Annotated in this window: 16 protein-coding genes; 8 read left to right on the forward strand and 8 right to left on the reverse strand. The window is 70.3% G+C overall.

Features of this window, described 5'->3' with window-relative positions; genetic code table 11:
- Nucleotides 1–515 (reverse strand): J domain-containing protein (locus G4D87_RS18070; protein WP_240358377.1); only part of this gene is annotated, 515 nt, incomplete at its 3' end.
- Between the two features lie 16 nt (nt 516–531).
- Nucleotides 532–906, reverse strand: coding sequence for a response regulator (locus G4D87_RS18075; RefSeq protein WP_163783313.1), 375 nt, complete (start codon nt 904–906; stop codon nt 532–534).
- Nucleotides 907–988: 82 nt separating this feature from the next.
- On the opposite strand from G4D87_RS18075, the gene G4D87_RS18080 reads away from it, so the two are divergent.
- Both G4D87_RS18080 and G4D87_RS18085 read left to right on the forward strand, forming a co-directional pair.
- Entirely contained in the window at nt 989–2389 is a 1401-nt protein-coding gene (locus G4D87_RS18080; RefSeq protein ID WP_205507630.1) for a M20/M25/M40 family metallo-hydrolase, read from the forward strand.
- Nucleotides 2390–2446: 57 nt separating this feature from the next.
- Complete coding sequence (locus G4D87_RS18085) at nt 2447–3283, forward strand: YhfC family intramembrane metalloprotease (RefSeq protein WP_163783315.1); 837 nt, start codon at nt 2447–2449, stop codon at nt 3281–3283.
- A gap of 3 nt (nt 3284–3286) precedes the next feature.
- Here G4D87_RS18085 and pip read toward each other — a convergent pair whose 3' ends face one another.
- Nucleotides 3287–4255, reverse strand: a complete 969-nt coding sequence (gene pip / locus G4D87_RS18090) for a prolyl aminopeptidase (RefSeq protein ID WP_163783316.1) — start codon at nt 4253–4255, stop codon at nt 3287–3289.
- 231 nt (nt 4256–4486) lie between these two features.
- On the opposite strand from pip, the gene G4D87_RS18095 reads away from it, so the two are divergent.
- Complete coding sequence (locus tag G4D87_RS18095) at nt 4487–4678, forward strand: hypothetical protein (protein ID WP_163783317.1); 192 nt, start codon at nt 4487–4489, stop codon at nt 4676–4678.
- A gap of 48 nt (nt 4679–4726) precedes the next feature.
- On the opposite strand, the gene G4D87_RS18100 is transcribed toward G4D87_RS18095, so the two are convergent.
- Nucleotides 4727–5941, reverse strand: coding sequence for a small ribosomal subunit Rsm22 family protein (locus G4D87_RS18100; RefSeq protein ID WP_163783318.1), 1215 nt, complete (start codon nt 5939–5941; stop codon nt 4727–4729).
- Between the two features lie 125 nt (nt 5942–6066).
- Here G4D87_RS18100 and G4D87_RS18105 point away from each other — a divergent pair, with 125 nt between their 5' ends.
- The 5 genes from G4D87_RS18105 (at nt 6067) to G4D87_RS18125 (ending at nt 12377) form a co-directional block, all read left to right on the forward strand.
- Nucleotides 6067–7074, forward strand: a complete 1008-nt coding sequence (locus tag G4D87_RS18105) for an ABC transporter ATP-binding protein (protein ID WP_163783319.1) — start codon at nt 6067–6069, stop codon at nt 7072–7074.
- Nucleotides 7071–7874: an ABC transporter permease gene (locus G4D87_RS18110; RefSeq protein WP_163783320.1), complete on the forward strand. Its 804-nt coding sequence runs from the start codon at nt 7071–7073 to the stop codon at nt 7872–7874. The genes G4D87_RS18105 and G4D87_RS18110 overlap by 4 nt, the downstream gene beginning before the upstream one ends.
- Nucleotide 7875: 1 nt before the next feature.
- Nucleotides 7876–8682 (forward strand): ABC transporter permease, encoded by an 807-nt coding sequence (locus G4D87_RS18115; protein ID WP_163783321.1) that lies wholly within the window; start codon nt 7876–7878, stop codon nt 8680–8682.
- 227 nt (nt 8683–8909) lie between these two features.
- Nucleotides 8910–11090, forward strand: a complete 2181-nt coding sequence (locus tag G4D87_RS18120; RefSeq protein ID WP_240358378.1) for a Kelch repeat-containing protein — start codon at nt 8910–8912, stop codon at nt 11088–11090.
- Between the two features lie 171 nt (nt 11091–11261).
- Nucleotides 11262–12377: an esterase/lipase family protein gene (locus G4D87_RS18125; RefSeq protein ID WP_163783322.1), complete on the forward strand. Its 1116-nt coding sequence runs from the start codon at nt 11262–11264 to the stop codon at nt 12375–12377.
- Between the two features lie 12 nt (nt 12378–12389).
- On the opposite strand, the gene G4D87_RS18130 is transcribed toward G4D87_RS18125, so the two are convergent.
- From G4D87_RS18130 to G4D87_RS18145, 4 genes are all read right to left on the reverse strand, one after another.
- On the reverse strand, nt 12390–13292 hold the full coding sequence (locus G4D87_RS18130) for a helix-hairpin-helix domain-containing protein (RefSeq protein ID WP_163783323.1): 903 nt from the start codon (nt 13290–13292) through the stop codon (nt 12390–12392).
- Between the two features lie 108 nt (nt 13293–13400).
- On the reverse strand, nt 13401–14792 hold the full coding sequence (locus G4D87_RS18135; protein ID WP_163783324.1) for a sensor histidine kinase: 1392 nt from the start codon (nt 14790–14792) through the stop codon (nt 13401–13403).
- Nucleotides 14789–15478, reverse strand: a complete 690-nt coding sequence (locus G4D87_RS18140; protein WP_240358379.1) for a response regulator transcription factor — start codon at nt 15476–15478, stop codon at nt 14789–14791. The genes G4D87_RS18135 and G4D87_RS18140 overlap by 4 nt, the downstream gene beginning before the upstream one ends.
- Nucleotides 15479–15532: 54 nt before the next feature.
- On the reverse strand, nt 15533–15928 hold the full coding sequence (locus tag G4D87_RS18145; RefSeq protein ID WP_163783326.1) for a RidA family protein: 396 nt from the start codon (nt 15926–15928) through the stop codon (nt 15533–15535).
- Nucleotides 15929–15968 lie beyond the last annotated feature (40 nt).

Raw genomic sequence — 15968 nt, forward strand, 5'->3', positions numbered from 1 at the left:
GACGCAGGCGGCGCGGCGGGCACGACGGGCGGCGGAGGGCGGGGCGCCTGCGCCGCCTGCGTCCAGGCGGCCTCCGCTTCGCGCATGCGGCGCGACAGGAAGTCGAAGATTTCCGCCGACACCTTCTTCAGCTCCGGATGCGTGTCTGGCGACACGTGGTCCGGCGTGAAGCGCTTGGCCATGCGGAAGTAGGCCAGGCGCAGCTCGTCCAGGTTGGCGGTGGGCTTGAGGCCAAAGACTTCATGGGCCGGCAGGCTCTGCATGGCGCGCATCTGCGCGCGCAGGCGCTCGGCTTGCTGCAGCTCCAGGGAGGGCGAGGGCCGCGCGCTGGCGAACAAGTCCCGCAGCTCGGGCAGCTCCGGCAGGGCGACCCAGTTCGTCCCATCCCGCGAGGCACGCACCGCGGCCTTCAAGCGTCCGGAGGAAATCAGCTCCCGCAAGGCCTGGAGCGCCAGGGGCCCCAGCACACGTCCGAGATTGTCCGCGACCCAGTAACCGACAGCAGTAGACGACACGCAGACACCCCGGGGGTCAGTGAGCCAGCGCCTGGCGCACTGCCGAGGCGATCTCGAGCGGATGGAAGGGCTTGCCCACGAAGCCCACGGCGCCTGCCGCCATGGCCTGCTCCACGACGGGCTCCGCGTCCATGCTGCTGATGACCAACACACGCGTGGCGGGCGACACCGACTTGATGGCGCCCAGGACCTCCAGTCCACTCTTCTTCGGCATGAACAGGTCCAGGAACATCACCGCGGGCTGCTCCCGCGCGGCCACGGCCAGGCCCTCCTCGCCGTCCGCGGCCTCGAGCAGCCGCAGCTCGATGCCCGTGTCGGCGATGACGTCCTTGAGGATACGGCGCACGAAACTGTCGTCATCGACGAGCAGCAGGGTCGGGGTGTCGGACATGGCCATGGATGATACTTGGACCGCGCAACATCCGCGCGGGGACATGGCACGCCTGCCCGTCTTTTTGGGTTAAGGGGTGAGCATGTCCACCGACAACGCTCTCTCACACTTCGAGTCGACGAAGCAGACGTACCTGGAGGACCTCAAGTCCCTCGTCCGCATTCCCAGTGTCTCATTTCCTGGCTTCGATGCGACGCAGGTACGACGCAGCGCGGAAGCGACCGCGCGGCTGCTGAAGGACCGTGGTTTTGAAAACGTTCAGCTACTCGAAATCGAGGGCACGCACCCCTACGTCTACGGCGAGGTGCTCAAGGCGCCGGGCAAGCCCACGTTGCTGCTCTACGCGCACCATGACGTGCAGCCCGCGGGTGACGAGGCGGCGTGGAAGAGCCCTCCCTTCGAGCCGGTGGAGCGCGAGGGCCGGCTGTACGGACGCGGCTCGGCGGACGACAAGGCGGGCATCGTCGTGCACACGTCCGCGGTGGAGTCGTGGCTGAAGGGCGCGGGGGCCTTGCCGCTCAACGTGAAGGTCATCATCGAGGGCGAGGAGGAGATTGGCAGCAACTTCCTGGGCGCCTTCCTCCAGAAGCACGCGGCGCTGCTGAAGGCGGACGCCATCGTCCTCACCGACACGGCCAACTTCGACACCGGCCTGCCGTCCATCACCACCGCGCTGCGCGGGCTCGTCACGGTGGACGTGGAGGTGCGGGCGCTGCGGCAGGCGGTGCACTCGGGCATGTGGGGTGGGCCGGTGCCGGACCCCGTCATGGCGCTGTGCCGCATGCTGGCCACGCTGACGCACGCGGATGGTTCCATCGCCATCGAAGGAATCCGCGAGCGCGTGAAGCCGCTGACGGACGCGGAGCGCCAGAGCATCCAGGCGCTGCCCGGAGACGAGGCGCACTTCCGCGCGCAGTCCGGCCTGCTGCCGGGCGCGCAGGTGCTGGGAGGCGGGGCGTCTCCATGGGAGCTGAACTGGCGCCAGCCGAGCATCGCCATCAACGCCATCCAGGCCAGCAGCAAGAAAGACGCGCGCAACATCATCTGTGATTCGGCGTGGGCGCGGGTGGGCATCCGCATCGTCCCGGACCTGGAGGCGCGCGACGTGGAGCAGCGCCTGAAGGCGCACCTGCTCAAGGTGTGCCCATGGGGGCTGGAGGTCCACTTCGACACGGAGGGCGCGTCCGGCTGGTGGTACACGGACCCGTCCCACCCCGCGTTCCAGGCGGCCTTCCGCGCGCTGGAGAAGGGCTACGGCACGAAGGCGGTCGCCACTGGTTGCGGCGCCTCCATTCCCTTCGTGGAGCCCTTCGCGAAGGAGCTGGGCGGCGTGCCCGCGCTGCTCATCGGCGTGGAGGACCCGTACACGTATGCCCATTCGGAGAACGAAAGCCTGCACCTGGGCGACTGGGAGAAGTCCATCCGCAGCGCCATCCACCTCTATGCGGAGCTGGCCGAGGCCCTGAGCGCGCGGAAGGGTTGAAGGCCTTGAGGGATGAGGCCGACGCCGGGGCCTGAGCCACCAGGCGGGGAGAGTCCCATGGACGCTGTGGATACGAGGCTGGTCGCAAGCTACGCGGTGGCCATCGCCTTCGACGTGCTGATGCCGGTGGGCCTGGTGCTGTGGGCACGCCGGCGGCTGGGCGTGGCCTGGAAGGTGGTGGGCTGGGGCGCGGCGGCGTTCGCGCTGTCGCAGCTGCTCACCCGGGTGCCCCTGGTGCAGGTGGCGCAGTACTTCATGCGCGACGCGCTGAAGACGTCCTCGGTGCTCCTGGGCGTCTGGATTGCCGTGCTGTCCCTCACCGCGGGCCTCTTCGAGGAGACGGCGCGGCTGTGGGCCTTCCGCAAACCGCTGAAGGACTTCCGCCGCTGGCGCGACGCGGTGGGCTTCGGCGTGGGCCACGGCGGCCTGGAGTCGGCGCTGCTGGTGGGCGGACTGGCGGCGCTGGGGCTCGTCAACGTCATCGCCCTGTCCTCGCTGGACCCGTCCACCCTGCCGCTGAAGCCGGAGCAGGTGGCGCAGGTGGTGGAGGCCAAGGCCACCATCGCCGCGCTGGACTGGTGGATGCCGCTGCTGGGGGCCTACGAGCGGCTGGGCGCCATGGTGGTGCACATCGCGCTGTCGGTGGTGGTGCTCCAGCGCTTCATCCGTGACGCGGTGAAGTGGTACTGGCTCGCGGTGGGCGCCCACGCCTGCTTCAACGCGCTGACGGTGGTGGTGGGGAAGCAGGCCACCGCGGCGTGGGGACAGCAAGCAGGGGCGTTCGCGGCCGAAGGCATGGTGACGCTGGCCGCGCTGGCCAGCCTCTGGGTCATCCTCTATTTCCGCCGCGTGGAAGCGGCGCGCGACACGGCGGCCGTTCCGGCGCCGACGTGAGCTTCAGCGCCCCCGGAAGCGGTCGGTGGCCTCCACCAGCGCGGAGGTGTTGCCCGGCTCGTTCGCGGAGTGCCCCGCGTCGGACACCATGACGAACGCCGCCTCCGGCCAGGCCTTGTGCAGCGCCCAGGCGCTCTCCGGCGGGCACACCACGTCATAGCGCCCCTGGACGATGACGGCGGGGATGTGGCGGATGCGGTGCACGTCGTCGAGCAGCTGCGTGTCGCTGCGCAGGAAGCCCCGGTTGACGAAGTAGTGGCATTCGATGCGGGCGAAGGCGAGCGCGAAGGTGTCCGCGCTGTTGCGCGCCACCAGCTCCGCGTTGGGGTACAGGCAGCTGGTGCGGCCCTCCCACACGCTCCACGCGCGCGCCGCCTCCTGCTGCGCCTTCACGTCGGGGCCCATCAGCCGGCGGTGGTAGGCCGCCAGCAAATCGCCGTGCTCCGAGGGGGGAATGGGCTCCAGGTAGTACTCCCAGGCATCCGGGAAGAGGGCGCTGGCGCCTCGCTGGTAGAACCAGTCAATCTCCTGCTTGCGCAGCAGGAAGATGCCGCGCAGCACCAGCTCCGAGACGCGCTCGGGGTGTGTCTGGGCATAGGCCAGGGACAGGGTGCTGCCCCATGAGCCACCGAAGAGCTGCCACCGGGAGATGTCCAGGAACTCGCGCAGCCGCTCCATGTCGGCCACCAGGTCCCAGGTGGTGTTCTCCTCCAGGCTGGCGTGCGGCGTGCTGCGTCCGCAGCCGCGCTGGTCGAACAGGATGATGCGGTACGCGGTCGGGTCGAAGAAGCGGCGCTGGCGTGGGTCCGTTCCTCCGCCAGGGCCCCCGTGGACGAAGAGCACCGGCTTGCCTTCCGGATTGCCGCTCTCCTCGAAGTACACCTCATGCCCGCCGGAGACGCGCAGGCGGCCGGTGCGGTAGGGCTCCAGGGGCGGGTACAGCGAACGCAGCGGCCGGTGGGACACGGACACGGGCAGGCCTTCCGTAGCGGTGGGTGCGGCTGACCCTAACAGGGCCTCCGGCCTGGGCCTGCCGTCCTCCGGTGGCGGGATGTCTGGAATGGGCGGCCGGGCTCCCTGCCAGGGCCGCGCTCTGTCAGGCAGGCCACGGACGATGTGACGGCGAGTTCACCGCGCCGCGACGTGGACTTCGCGGACGAGGTGGAGACTGCCGGCTGTCTCCCACACCCCACGGAGCACGCCATGAACATCGCCTCGCTCATCCGTCCCATGACCGCGTCCCACCCGGTGCCCGCGCCGCGCCGGCTGCGGCTGGTGCGCGTGCAGGCCACCGTCCTCGCGCAGGGCGCGGTGGGCGCCATGAAGGACGGCGTGAAGGCCTTCCGCCACATGCGCGACGTCCTCACGGGACGTCATGCCCTTCTCCGGCACTGAGCCGGGCCGTCCGTCTTTCCGGCCCCGGGGCGTCAGGGGCCGGGTGCTTCACTCGGGAGGGCGCGGGCCGGTTCCCGGGCTCGAAGGCGCGTCCTCCTTCGGCGGCGGGGGCGGCACGCCCTTGCCTGCGGGGGCCACCACCCGCACCTCGGTGCGCTCGTCGAGCGCGAGCCCGTCACCCTTGGGCTCCGTCTCCGTCACGGAGATGACGTCGCCCCGGTTCAGCTTGAGGAAGCGCTCATTGCGCTCGTTGCGGTGGCGCTCCTGCATCGCCAGGCCCACGCGGCCCTCGGGGCCACAGCCGATGTAGCGGTGCCGGCCCTTGCCCTCCAGGGGCTCGGAGACGATGCGGAACAGGCGCCCGGGCGTCAGCTCCGGCCACGCCTCGTCCTTGGGGGCCAGCACCAGGTAGCTCATCTTCAGCGACTCCTTGTGCAGGCTCGCCGCGCGCGCCAGCTCCTCCACCACCCGAGGCATGGGCCAGGCGCGCTCCGCGTGGCACCAGTCCGTCTCCTTCACCAGGGCGGGGCAGGGGCCGCGGTACATGCAGGGCGCGCGGACGGCGTAGCCCTTGGCCACCATGGCGTCGCGCACGTGCAAGAGGCCGCGGCTCGTCTCGCGCAGCGCGGGCTCCATCACCAGCAGGCTGCCGCCGCGCTTCACCTTCGCCAGAATCGTCTCCAGCAGCGCGGCGCGGGGGGCCGTGGCCGCCTCGCCCGTGCCGTACAGCTCGTTGACGACGTGGCCCATCGTAATCAGGTCGAACTGGCCGTCGGGCAGCGTGGCGCCCTTCTTCGTCGGGTCCCAGTCGCGGGTGGCCAGGGCCTCACCGGCCTCGGCGGCCAGGTTGCGCGCCAGGGTGAGGGCGGCCTTGCTGCGGTCGGCGGCGGTGACCTGGCCTCCGCCCGCGTCCAGGGCGGCGAAGGCCACCGGGCCCGGACCGCTGCCCAAGTCCAGCACCTGCCGGGGGCGGCTCGGCAGCTCCCCGAGCACCTGCCGGGCCTGCGCATAGGACACCGGCCAGTAGAAGAGGAGGTAGGCGCCCAGGAGCTTCGGGTCGTCCATGTACCTCGCGCCGGCGAGCTGCCGCTCCCGCGTGAGGCCCAGGGAGAGCTGGCGGACACCCGCCGCCACCTCCTTCACCTCCTGGGGCGTCAGGCGCGTCTCCGGGCCGCCGCCACCGCCCCGGCCGCGTGACGCGCGCCAGACGGCGATGAGCCGCGGCATCCATCGCTCCAGGTCCTTGCTGTATGCGTTGCTCATCTGGCCCAGCCTTCACCTGTGAGGCCGCGTCCCGCCGCGGCCGTTGCCAACCCATTGTCGTCCCGCCAAGGCGTCAACGGTGAGATCGCCATGGAGGGGGAGACCGCGTTAAACCCTGGTCGCACATGATTTCCGTTCGCGGCCTTCGCAAGCACTACCAGGTCCATCAACGCCCGCCGGGCTTGAAGGCGGCCCTCCGCTCGCTCGTTCACCGTAGCTACACCACGGTGAAGGCCGTGGATGGGATTTCCTTCGACATCCGCCCTGGGGAGCGGGTGGGCTTCCTGGGTCCCAATGGCGCCGGGAAGACGACGACGCTCAAGGTCCTCTCCGGCCTGCTCCATCCCTCCGACGGCGAGGTGACGGTGGACGGCCACGTCCCCCAGAAGCGGGAGGAGGCCTTCCTCAAGAAAATCATGCTCGTCATGGGGCAGAAACAGCAGCTCCTGTGGGACCTGCCTCCGGCGGAGACGTTCGAACTCAACCGGGCCATCTACGACGTGCCCCAGGCCCAGTACAAGAAGACGATTTCGGACCTGATTGAGCTCCTGGAAATCGGGGACCTCATCGTCAAGCCCACCCGGCAACTGTCGCTGGGGGAGCGGATGAAGTGCGAGCTGGCCGCGGCGCTCATCCACCAGCCGCGGGTGCTCTTCCTGGACGAGCCGACCATCGGCCTGGACGTGGCCATGCAGGCCACCATGCGGACGTTCATCAAGGAGTACAACGAGAAGTACGGCGCCACGCTCATCCTCACCAGCCACTACATGGACGACGTGGCGGCGCTGTGTCCCCGCGTCATCGTCATCGACAAGGGCCTCCTGTCGTACGACGGCGGCCTGGACGCGCTGGTGCAGCGCGTGCGGCCGGAGAAGCGCGTGGTGCTGCGCCTGTCCGAGGAAGTGGACGCCGCGCGCCTGTCTTCGCTGGGCCGGGTGGTGACGCACGAGTCCGGAACGGCGGTGCTCCAGGTCCAGCAGGAGGCGGTCAACGCCACCGTCACCCGCGCGCTGTCCACGCTGCCGGTGATGGACCTCACGGTGGAGAACGCGCCGCTGGAAGAGGTGATGAGCGAGCTGTTCGCGGAGTCGAAGGCGCGCCGGACGGCGGCGTCGGAGCCGGTGCCCGCATGAGCGCCAGGACGACGCTGCGCGCCTTTCCCACGCTGCTGCGGGTGGGGTTCGCGGAGGCGGTGGCCTACCGCGCGGAGATGCTCATCTGGGTGCTGTCCACCACCATGCCGCTGGTCAACATGGTGTTGTGGATGGCGGTGTCGCGTGAGGCGCCCGTGGGCCGCTTCGGCGAGGCGGACTTCATCAGCTACTTCCTGGCCACCTTCGCGGTGCGGCAACTGGCCACGTCGTGGGCGGCGTGGCTCATCAACTGGGAGGTGAAGCAGGGGACGCTGGCCATGCGCCTGCTTCGTCCCATCTCCCCGCTGTGGGCCTACGCGGTGGAGAGCATCGCCGCCTTCCCCATGCGGTTGATGGTCGCGGTGCCGGTGATTCTGCTGAGCGTGGCGCTGGTGGGGCAGAAGGCGGTGCCCCAGCACGCGTGGCAGTGGGGCTTCTTCGTGCTGGCGGTGATTGGCGGGTGGGCCGTGGCCTTCCTGGCCAACGTGGCCATTGGCGCGCTGTGCTTCTTCCTGGAGAGCAGCCAGAAGGTGCTGGAGGTGTGGCTGGTGCTCTTCTTCGTATGCTCCGGCTACATGTACCCGGTGGAGCTGCTGCCGCCCACGCTGCGCACCCTCATCGACTGGTTGCCCTTCCGCTATCAGATTGGCGTCCCGGTGGAGCTGCTGACGGCGAACTACGGCTGGGAGGAGTCCCTGCGGCTGCTGGCGGCCCAGTGGGCCTGGGTGGCGGTGCTGGGCGCGTTGGCGGCGGTGACGTGGAAGCAGGGCGTGCGGCGCTTCGCGGCGTTCGGGGGCTGACGTGAAGGTGAAGCGCTATCTGCGGCTGCTGGGCATTCAACTCAAGGCGTCGGGGCTCTTGTCCCTGCAGTACCGCGCGGACTTCTTCACGGAGGGGCTGACGTCCCTCTTCTGGACCTTCACGGCGCTGGCGCCGCTGTTCGTCGTCTACAGCGAGCGGCCCAACCTGGAAGGCTGGAGCTTCGGCGAGGCCCTGCTGGTGGTGGGCTGGTTCACGCTGCTGCAGGGCATCCTGGAGGGCGCCATCAACCCCAGCCTCACGGGCGTGGTGGAGCACATCCGCAAGGGCACGCTGGACTTCGTGCTGCTCAAGCCCGCGGACGCGCAGTTCCTGGTGTCCACGCAGCGCTTCCAGCCGTGGCGGGCCTTCAACGTGCTGACGGGCGTCGGGCTGTTCGTCTACGCCTTCATGCACCTGGGCCGGTGGCCGTCGGTGACGGGGCTGCTGGCCTCCGTGCTGCTGCTGGGGACGAGCACGCTCTTGCTCTACTCGCTGTGGATTCTGACGGTGAGCGCGGCGTTCTTCGTCGTGCGAGTGGACAACCTGACGTACCTGTTCACCTCCATCTTCGACTTCGCGCGCTGGCCGTCCTCCGTGTTCCAGGGCGTGGGGCGCGGCGTCCTGACGCTGGTGTTCACGTATGTCATTCCGCTGGCGCTGATGACGACCTTCCCGGCGCAGGCCATGCTGGGCCGGCTGCCGCCCCAGTCGCTGGTGGGCGCGGTGGTGGGCGCGGGGCTCTTCGCCTGGGGCTCGCGTCAGGTGTGGCTGCGCTCCATCCGCCGGTACACGTCGGCCAGTAGCTGACGCGGCGGCCCTCGCGCTGTTTTGCGAGCATTCCTTCGAATGCATGAATTGCTGTGCCCTGGCGCGGCAGTCTTTGGCATTCACCCCGCACGGTGGGTGCCCAAGGCCCCATGTATTTTATGTGTTCAGTTTTGGGTGCTGCGATGGTCCGCCCGTGCAGGGCTGGGGTAAAGGCGCCGGGCGCGGTCCCTCCGCGCATCCCCCCGAAACAAAAAGGACCCCCACTCATGTTTGAACCTGCCGGGTTCGGCCGCAAGGCCGCGCTCTTGATGACGCTCGTGTTCGCGGGATGCTCACACGAGGATTTTGCAGACGCGCTGAATGCGCCAGGGACCCAGGACGCGGAGCTCGCATCCGTCAGCTGGGTGGGCACCCCCAGTATGTCCACCCAGCGCCTGGACCATACGGCCACGGTGCTGCCCCATGGCCAGGTGCTCGTCACGGGTGGCCAGTCCTCCACGAGCGCGGAGCAATACGACGTCGCGACCGCGCGGTGGCTCAGCGCGGGGAACATGTCGGTCATCCGCCGGCGTCACACCGCGACGCTGCTGCCCAACGGCAAGGTGCTGGTGGTGGGCGGTGATGTCGCCGCGGCGAACACCGGCACCGCGGAGCTGTACGACGCCGCCACGGGAACCTGGTCAACCACCGGCAGTCTGGACTCCCTTCGCTCGGGACACACCGCCACGTTGCTGCTCAACGGCCAGGTGCTGGTGATGGGCGGCGAGGACGGCACGGGAACCGCGTTGATGACGGCGCGTCTGTATGACGCCGACACGGGGACCTGGAGCGCCACCCACAGCATGCGCGCACCGCGCATGGGCCACGCGGCGACGCTGCTGCCCGATGGCAAGGTGCTGGTGTCGGGCGGGCGCTCCAGCTCGTGGGGCTCCGTCCTCCGGACCGCGGAGCTCTATGACCCCGCCACGGGGACCTGGTCCTCCACCGCCGCCATGAGCTCGCCGCGCACGGGGCATGCTTCGACGGCGCTGCTGAATGGCAAGGTGCTGGTGTCCGGCGGGCTGGTGGACGACATCACCGCGACGCGCAGCGCGGAGCTGTACCACGTGGAGACGGGGGTCTGGGGTTCCGCGGGGAACCTGATGCCCGTCGAGCGCGCGCACCACACCGCGACGGTGCTGCACTCCGGCGAGGTGTTCATCACCGGTGGCACGGACGGCAGCGAGCCCTATCTCCAGAGCGCGGCGCTGTATGACCCCGTCAGCGCGCTCTGGACCCCCACGGCTTCGATGGGCACCAGCCGGCTGGGCCATACCGCCGCGCTGCTGGGCACGGGGGAGGTGCTGGTCGCGGGAGGCAGCCCGGACGGCGTCCTGCGCACCGCCTCCGCCGAGCGTTACCTTCCGTCCACGCTCCCCTGGCGCGCGGCGAACGCCATGCTGTCCGCGCGGTATCACCATTCATTGACGGTGTTGTCTTCGGGCGAGGTCCTCGCCGCGGGTGGCACCGCGAATGGCAGCACGGCCCTGACGGGCGCGGAGCGCTACTCCGAAGCCACGGGCCACTGGCTGCAGACGGGCGCGCTGCTCACCCCGCGCTACCTCCACACCGCGACGTTGCTGCGGGATGGAAAGGTGCTGGTCGCGGGAGGCCAGAGCACGTCGTCCAGCTATCTGGCCTCGGCGGAGCTCTATGACGCGGCCACGGGCACGTGGACCGCCACGGGGGCGCTGGCGGCGCCGCGCGCGCGCCACACCGCGACGTTGCTTCCCGACGGCAGGGTCCTGGTGGCGGGCGGGCGGAGGAGCTCCAGCTTCTCCGGCATGCTGGCCACCGCGGAGCTGTATGACGGGGCGAGCGGAACGTGGACCGCCACCGGGGTGATGAGCCGCCGGCGGCAGTACCACACGGCGACGTCCCTGCCGTCCGGCAAGGTGCTGGTGGTGGGAGGCAACACGCAGGATGGAGACACGTCCTCGGCGGAGCTTTACGACGTGTCCACGGGGCAGTGGACGCTCACCGGCTCCCTGTCCGGGACGCGCTATGGGCACACGGCGGTGGCGCTGCCGTCGGGCAAGGTGCTGGTGACGGGAGGCTGGGGCGCGCGGGGGGCGCTCCCCACGGCGGAGCTCTACGACCCGGCGACGGGCACCTGGACCTCGCTCACGTCCATGCAGCACCCCCGCTACGGACCGATGTCCGCGCTGCTGCCCTCCGGCCGCGTGCTGGTGCTGGGCGGTGACGGAGGTGGCACCGTGGGCTTGCTGGCCTCGGCCGAGGTGTATGACCCGGCCAGCGGCCAGTGGCACGGCGCCGGAACGTTGCCCACGGCGCTCACCGGCGCGGGCGTGGTGACGCTGGTGGGCTCTGGCCGCGTGCTGGTGTCGGGCGGTCTGAGCCCCAGCGGCTCGCTGTCCGCCGCCGGGCTGTATTCGCCCGCGCCCTGAGTCCACGTCCCGCCCCGGGGGCTTGTGTCACCGGGGCGGGCTTTCGGATGCGGCCCGCAAGACAGCTCGACGGCTGGGGTGTCGCCTGGGTGATGGCGGCGCGCTTTCGGGTGACTCGAGCCGCGGCTCCCCTGCTCCAATCCTCCCAGCGGTGCATTCGCGGGGGGGCGCATGAAACGGTTTCAAGCGGTGGTCATGACGGGGTTGCTCGCCGGAGTGCTGGGCGGGGCCCCAGCGTCCTGGGCGGGCGCGGCGAAGACGCAATACCCCGTGGTGTTCGCGCACGGCATGGGCGGGTTCGATGACCTGCTAGGCTACGACTACTGGGGGAACGACTTCGGCACCTTCGTGGGCGAGCCCTGTGAGTCGCGCTTCGACACGAGCTGCAACAGCGACCTCGACCCGGGACAGCGCGCTTTCATCGCGCAGGTGGCGGCGTTTCAGTCCTCGGAGGTCCGCGGGTTGGACCTGGCGGACGACATCGAGGGCTTCATGGCGACGGCGGGTGTCTCGAAGGTGAGCATCGTCGGCCACTCCCAGGGAGGCATCGACGCGCGGAAGGCGGCGCGCGTGCTGCGGGAGCGGCGCGGTGTCACGTCGGTGGCGGTGCTGGCCAGCGTGTCTTCGCCGCACCGGGGCTCGCCCGTGGCGAAGTACATCCTCGACCAGAAGCCGGGCGTGACCAGCGTCATCGCGGCGCTGGCGCGCTACTACGGGGACTCCGTCTACGCGCCGGGCAATGATGCCTATGCGGCGGCGAAGCAGCTCGTCTTCAATGACTATTCATCCTGGGATGGTGTCGTCACGGGCATGAAGGCCTTCAACGAGAAGTATCCCGTGAGCGGCAGCTACGCGGAGCGCTACGTGTCCCTCGTCACCGCGCAGCACGGGGGGAACGTGAATCCGGCGCTGTACCTGATGAAGGAGTTCCTCCTCGACATCGACGGCAATGGCTACTGCGCGGGGGATGGGGACAACGACGGCGCGGCGGGCTGCGGCGACGGCGTGCACGACGAGTCGGATGACGATGGCATGGTGGGCATCAGCTCGCAGCAGATGGGGCGCCGGCTGCGCTACCACGACGCCTTCTTCGGCTTCGACTCGGTGACGGACGACGCGTCCATTCCGGCGCTCAACGCCTTGAACGCGCCATCGCGGCTGCAGAGCACGTCCATGTCCAGCGTGGTGCCGCAGGACCATGTGGACGTGGTGGGCGTCGGGCCGGATACCTTCGATGAGCCGGAGTTCTACGCCGCCCTCATCCACTACATCTCCCTGCACGATTGACGCGCCGGTGTGTCAGGCCCCGGGCCGCGGGGCTTCGACCTCTTCGGACTCCACGCCGTAGTACGCGAGGCACTCCACCTCGCGTCCGCGCACCACGCGCCGACTGTCGAGCGGACCGCCATGCGCGGTGACGACGGTGCATTGGCCCTCGTCGCCGTCCTGGTCGAAGTAGAGCACCACCCAGTCATGGGTGGCATCCTGCTGGTGGGCCAGCGCGGTGTTGGAGAAGAGCGCGCGGAAGTTCCACCCCTCCAGCTTCTTGCGGAGCACGGGCAGCCACGCTTCTCCGGAGGGGTTGAACCGGCGCGGTGCAATCCGGCGCAGCTCGCCCGCGTCCGCGCGCCGCCGGTACTCCTCGTCCACCTGGAGCAGCACGCCCACGTCTGGCCGGGGGCCTTCATCCCGCCCCTCGCTCCGCCGTGCGGCGCCGCGCCGCTCCCTGCCGAGCCTCGCGCCCAGCAGCTCGCGAACCTGTTCGCCGCGCCGGGGCCCGAAGCCCTCCACGCGCTCCAGCCGTCCGTCGTGCGCCGCCTGCTCCAGCTCCTCCAGCGTCCGCACGCTCAGCTCGTCATGGATGCGGCGGGCCAGCTCCGCGCCAATGCCCGGCACGCTGGCCAGGAGCTGCTCTGGAGAGTGGTCCGTCTCCAGCCGCTGGAGCAGGGAGAGCTGCCCCGTGCGAATCAGCTCCGCCATCGCCGCGGCGATGCTCTTCCCCACGCCGGGGAGCTTGCGCAGCCCCGCTTCACCTTCCTCGGCCAGCAGCTCCGCCACGGGCTGAGGCCACTGCGCGATGGTGTCCGCGGCCTTCCGGTAGGCGCCGACCCGGAAGGGCATCGCGTCCTGCTCCTCCAGCAGGTCCGCGACGCGCTCCAGCGCATCCGCGACGTCGATGTTGTCCTTCCACGCGACACCCATGGCTGCCTCCGCCTCCAAGGTGGGGCGCGTCGAAGACGGTGGCTACCCAGGCTCGGCGGGCGGCCGGCAAGGCGACCGCTTCGCCGCCCGCCCTCGTCACAGCGGCGCTCAGCGTGGCTCGCTCGCGGAGGCGCGAGGACCCTCGATGACCACCTTCAAGCCCCTGGGCACGTTGGGCTCGAAGTCGAGCGAGAAGCCGACGCGGTGGCACAGCTCGCGGACGATGGACAGACCAAGCCCGCTGCCCCGGGTCGCCCGCCGCCGCGTGGCCTGCGCGCGAAACCCGCGCTCGCCCAGGCGCTGGAGCTCCTTGTCCGAGAGGCCTGGGCCGTCGTCGAGCACGGTGAGCCGGAAGCGCCCGGGCTCCGCATCCTCCAGGACGGCCACGACGTGGCCCCCCGCCTCGCCGTGCGTGACGGCGTTGTGGAGCAGGTTGCCCAGGGCCTGCTCCAGCATCGTGGGATTGCAGCGCACCCAGAGCGCCTCGTCGGGCCGCGAGCACTCCACGGTCAGCCCCAGCAACCGCGCGAGCTGCTGGAGCCTGCGCACTACGCGCTCCACTGTCTGGCCCAGCTCCACGCGCGGGTCGCCCGCCGCCGGGTCGATGCCCTCTCCGAGCTGGCAGGCGAGGTGGAGGTTGTCCACCAGGGACGTGAGGTAGACGGTGTCCTCGATGCCCTGGCGGAGGAGCGCCGCGTTCGGGTCGGCGGGCGTCGTCGAGGCCAGCTCCAGCGACAACTGGAGCGAGGCGATGGGCGTCTTCAAGTCATGCGCGACGTCCGCCAGGTGCCGCTCCAGCGCGTGCTTCTGCGCCTCGATGCGGGTGGCGTCCTCCTGGACACGGGCATGGGTGGCGTCGAGCACGCGTGACAGCTCGCCCAGCTCGTCGTCCTGGTCATCCGCCGCGGAGCGGTACCGTGTCGCCCCGAGCATCCCCGCCGCCCGATGCAGTCCGCGCAGGCGTTGGAGGAGGGGATGGACGACGACGAAGGTGGACAGCGTCGCCGCCAGCATCGTGAAGAGGACGGCGGACACGAAGACCCACCCGCCCACCGTGGCGCGCTCGTGCATGATGGGCCAGCGGAACTCCAGGAGGCTGCAGGGCCCCGCCTCCGCGAGTTTCATCAGGGAGGCCCCCGCCCACGCGGAGTCCGGATGGAAGAGCGGGAGGTAGAAGGTGGAGGGCTCACGCTCGCCTCGCGCGAGCCGCGCGAGCAGCTGGGGGTCGGGCCGTGCGCCGGGCGAGCCCGCTCCCACCTGGGCAAGGTCGTACGCCTCCACCTCCACGCCGTGCGGACTCCGGAAGCGCCACCCCGGCGTCGTCCGGCACTCCGAAGCCTGGGGCGCGAGCACGAGGGCCGCGGACATCCGCACGCCATGCGCCAGCGCGGCATCCACGCCCAGGACAATCGCGAGAATGGACGCGCCCAGCGTCCCCAGCAGGCCCACGAGCGCCGACGCCACGAGGATGCGTTGGGCCAGGCGGTTGCGCAGTCTCAACGCGGCTCCTCGTCGGGGACGAACCGGTAGCCAATCCCCCAGGACGTCTGGATGCGCGCGCCCGCTGGCCCCAGCTTCTTGCGGATGCGCGCGATGTGAGAGTCCACGGTCCGGTCATCGCGCTCCTCGCTGGGCGGCAGCGCGTGCTGGGCAATCTGGGCGCGTGTCAGGGCCCGTCCCGGGCGCTCCGCGAGGTAGGCGAGCACGTCGAACTCGTGGCGCGTGAAGGGCAGGGCGCCTGTGCCTTCGCGGCTCGCCTCGCGGGCGTCGAGGTCCAGGCTCACGTCATCCCATTGTAGCACGCGTCGCGGGCGCTCCTCCTGCAGCAGCAGCCGTGCGCGGATGCGGGCCACCAGCTCCTCCATCCAGAAGGGCTTGGGGAGGTAGTCCACCGCCCCCAGTCCGAAGGAGCGCAGCCGGGCCTCCAGCTCCTGTCTCGCGGTGAGGACGATGACGGGGACACGGAGCCGAAAGCGCCAGGCCTCCAGCAGCTCGAAGCCGTCCTGCCCCGGCAGGTTGAGGTCCAGCACCACCAGGTCAGGGTGCTCGCGCTCGGCCATCTCGAGCGCGAGCACGCCGTCCGTGGCGAGCGCCACCTGGAAGCCCGCGAGCTTCAGGCCACGCACGAGGCCCGCGGCGATGGGGGCATCGTCTTCCACGACCAGGATGCACGCCGATGGGTTCATGGACACGGGGCCCCACCTTGCGGGAGAAGTGTTGAGGGACTGTGGAGCGCACCTTCAGCCGTCATCCGCGACGACGGCGTCCGCTTCAATCTCCACCAGGATTTCGGGGGAGATGAGGCGGCGGACCTCCACCATCGACGTGGCGGGGCGGATGTGGGCGAAGAACTCGCCATGCGCCCGGCCCACGGCCTCCCACTGCTGGATGTCCACGACGTACATGCGCGTGCGCACCACGTCCTCCAGCCGGGCGCCCAGGGCCTCCAGGGCGGCCTGGATGTTCTGGAGCGCCTGCCGGGCCTGCTGGGAGGCGTCCCCCACGCCCACGATGTTTCCCTGGGCGTCGGTGGCCGTCGTCCCGGACACGGAGACGAAGGGGCCCACACGCACCGCGCGCGAGTAGCCCACCTGGGGCTCCCACGGGGTTCCAGTGGAATGCTGGGTGCGCTTCATGGGGGCTCCAAGGGTAGGTGCTGTCTCTTATACAAATCTC

The sequence above is a fragment of the Myxococcus vastator genome, assembly GCF_010894475.1.
In the GTDB taxonomy this organism is placed as follows: Bacteria; Myxococcota; Myxococcia; order Myxococcales; family Myxococcaceae; genus Myxococcus; species Myxococcus vastator.

Excerpts from the sequence above, each read along its gene's own strand:
- G4D87_RS18075 (WP_163783313.1), bottom strand. The coding sequence starts at position 906 with ATGTCCGACACCCCGACCCTGCTGCTCGTCGATGACGACAGTTTCGTG.
- G4D87_RS18080 (WP_205507630.1), top strand. The coding sequence starts at position 989 with ATGTCCACCGACAACGCTCTCTCACACTTCGAGTCGACGAAGCAGACG.
- G4D87_RS18085 (WP_163783315.1), top strand. The coding sequence starts at position 2,447 with ATGGACGCTGTGGATACGAGGCTGGTCGCAAGCTACGCGGTGGCCATC.
- G4D87_RS18095 (WP_163783317.1), top strand. The coding sequence starts at position 4,487 with ATGAACATCGCCTCGCTCATCCGTCCCATGACCGCGTCCCACCCGGTG.
- G4D87_RS18100 (WP_163783318.1), bottom strand. The coding sequence starts at position 5,941 with ATGAGCAACGCATACAGCAAGGACCTGGAGCGATGGATGCCGCGGCTC.
- G4D87_RS18105 (WP_163783319.1), top strand. The coding sequence starts at position 6,067 with ATGATTTCCGTTCGCGGCCTTCGCAAGCACTACCAGGTCCATCAACGC.
- G4D87_RS18110 (WP_163783320.1), top strand. The coding sequence starts at position 7,071 with ATGAGCGCCAGGACGACGCTGCGCGCCTTTCCCACGCTGCTGCGGGTG.
- G4D87_RS18120 (WP_240358378.1), top strand. The coding sequence starts at position 8,910 with ATGTTTGAACCTGCCGGGTTCGGCCGCAAGGCCGCGCTCTTGATGACG.
- G4D87_RS18125 (WP_163783322.1), top strand. The coding sequence starts at position 11,262 with ATGAAACGGTTTCAAGCGGTGGTCATGACGGGGTTGCTCGCCGGAGTG.
- G4D87_RS18130 (WP_163783323.1), bottom strand. The coding sequence starts at position 13,292 with ATGGGTGTCGCGTGGAAGGACAACATCGACGTCGCGGATGCGCTGGAG.
- G4D87_RS18140 (WP_240358379.1), bottom strand. The coding sequence starts at position 15,478 with ATGAACCCATCGGCGTGCATCCTGGTCGTGGAAGACGATGCCCCCATC.
- G4D87_RS18145 (WP_163783326.1), bottom strand. The coding sequence starts at position 15,928 with ATGAAGCGCACCCAGCATTCCACTGGAACCCCGTGGGAGCCCCAGGTG.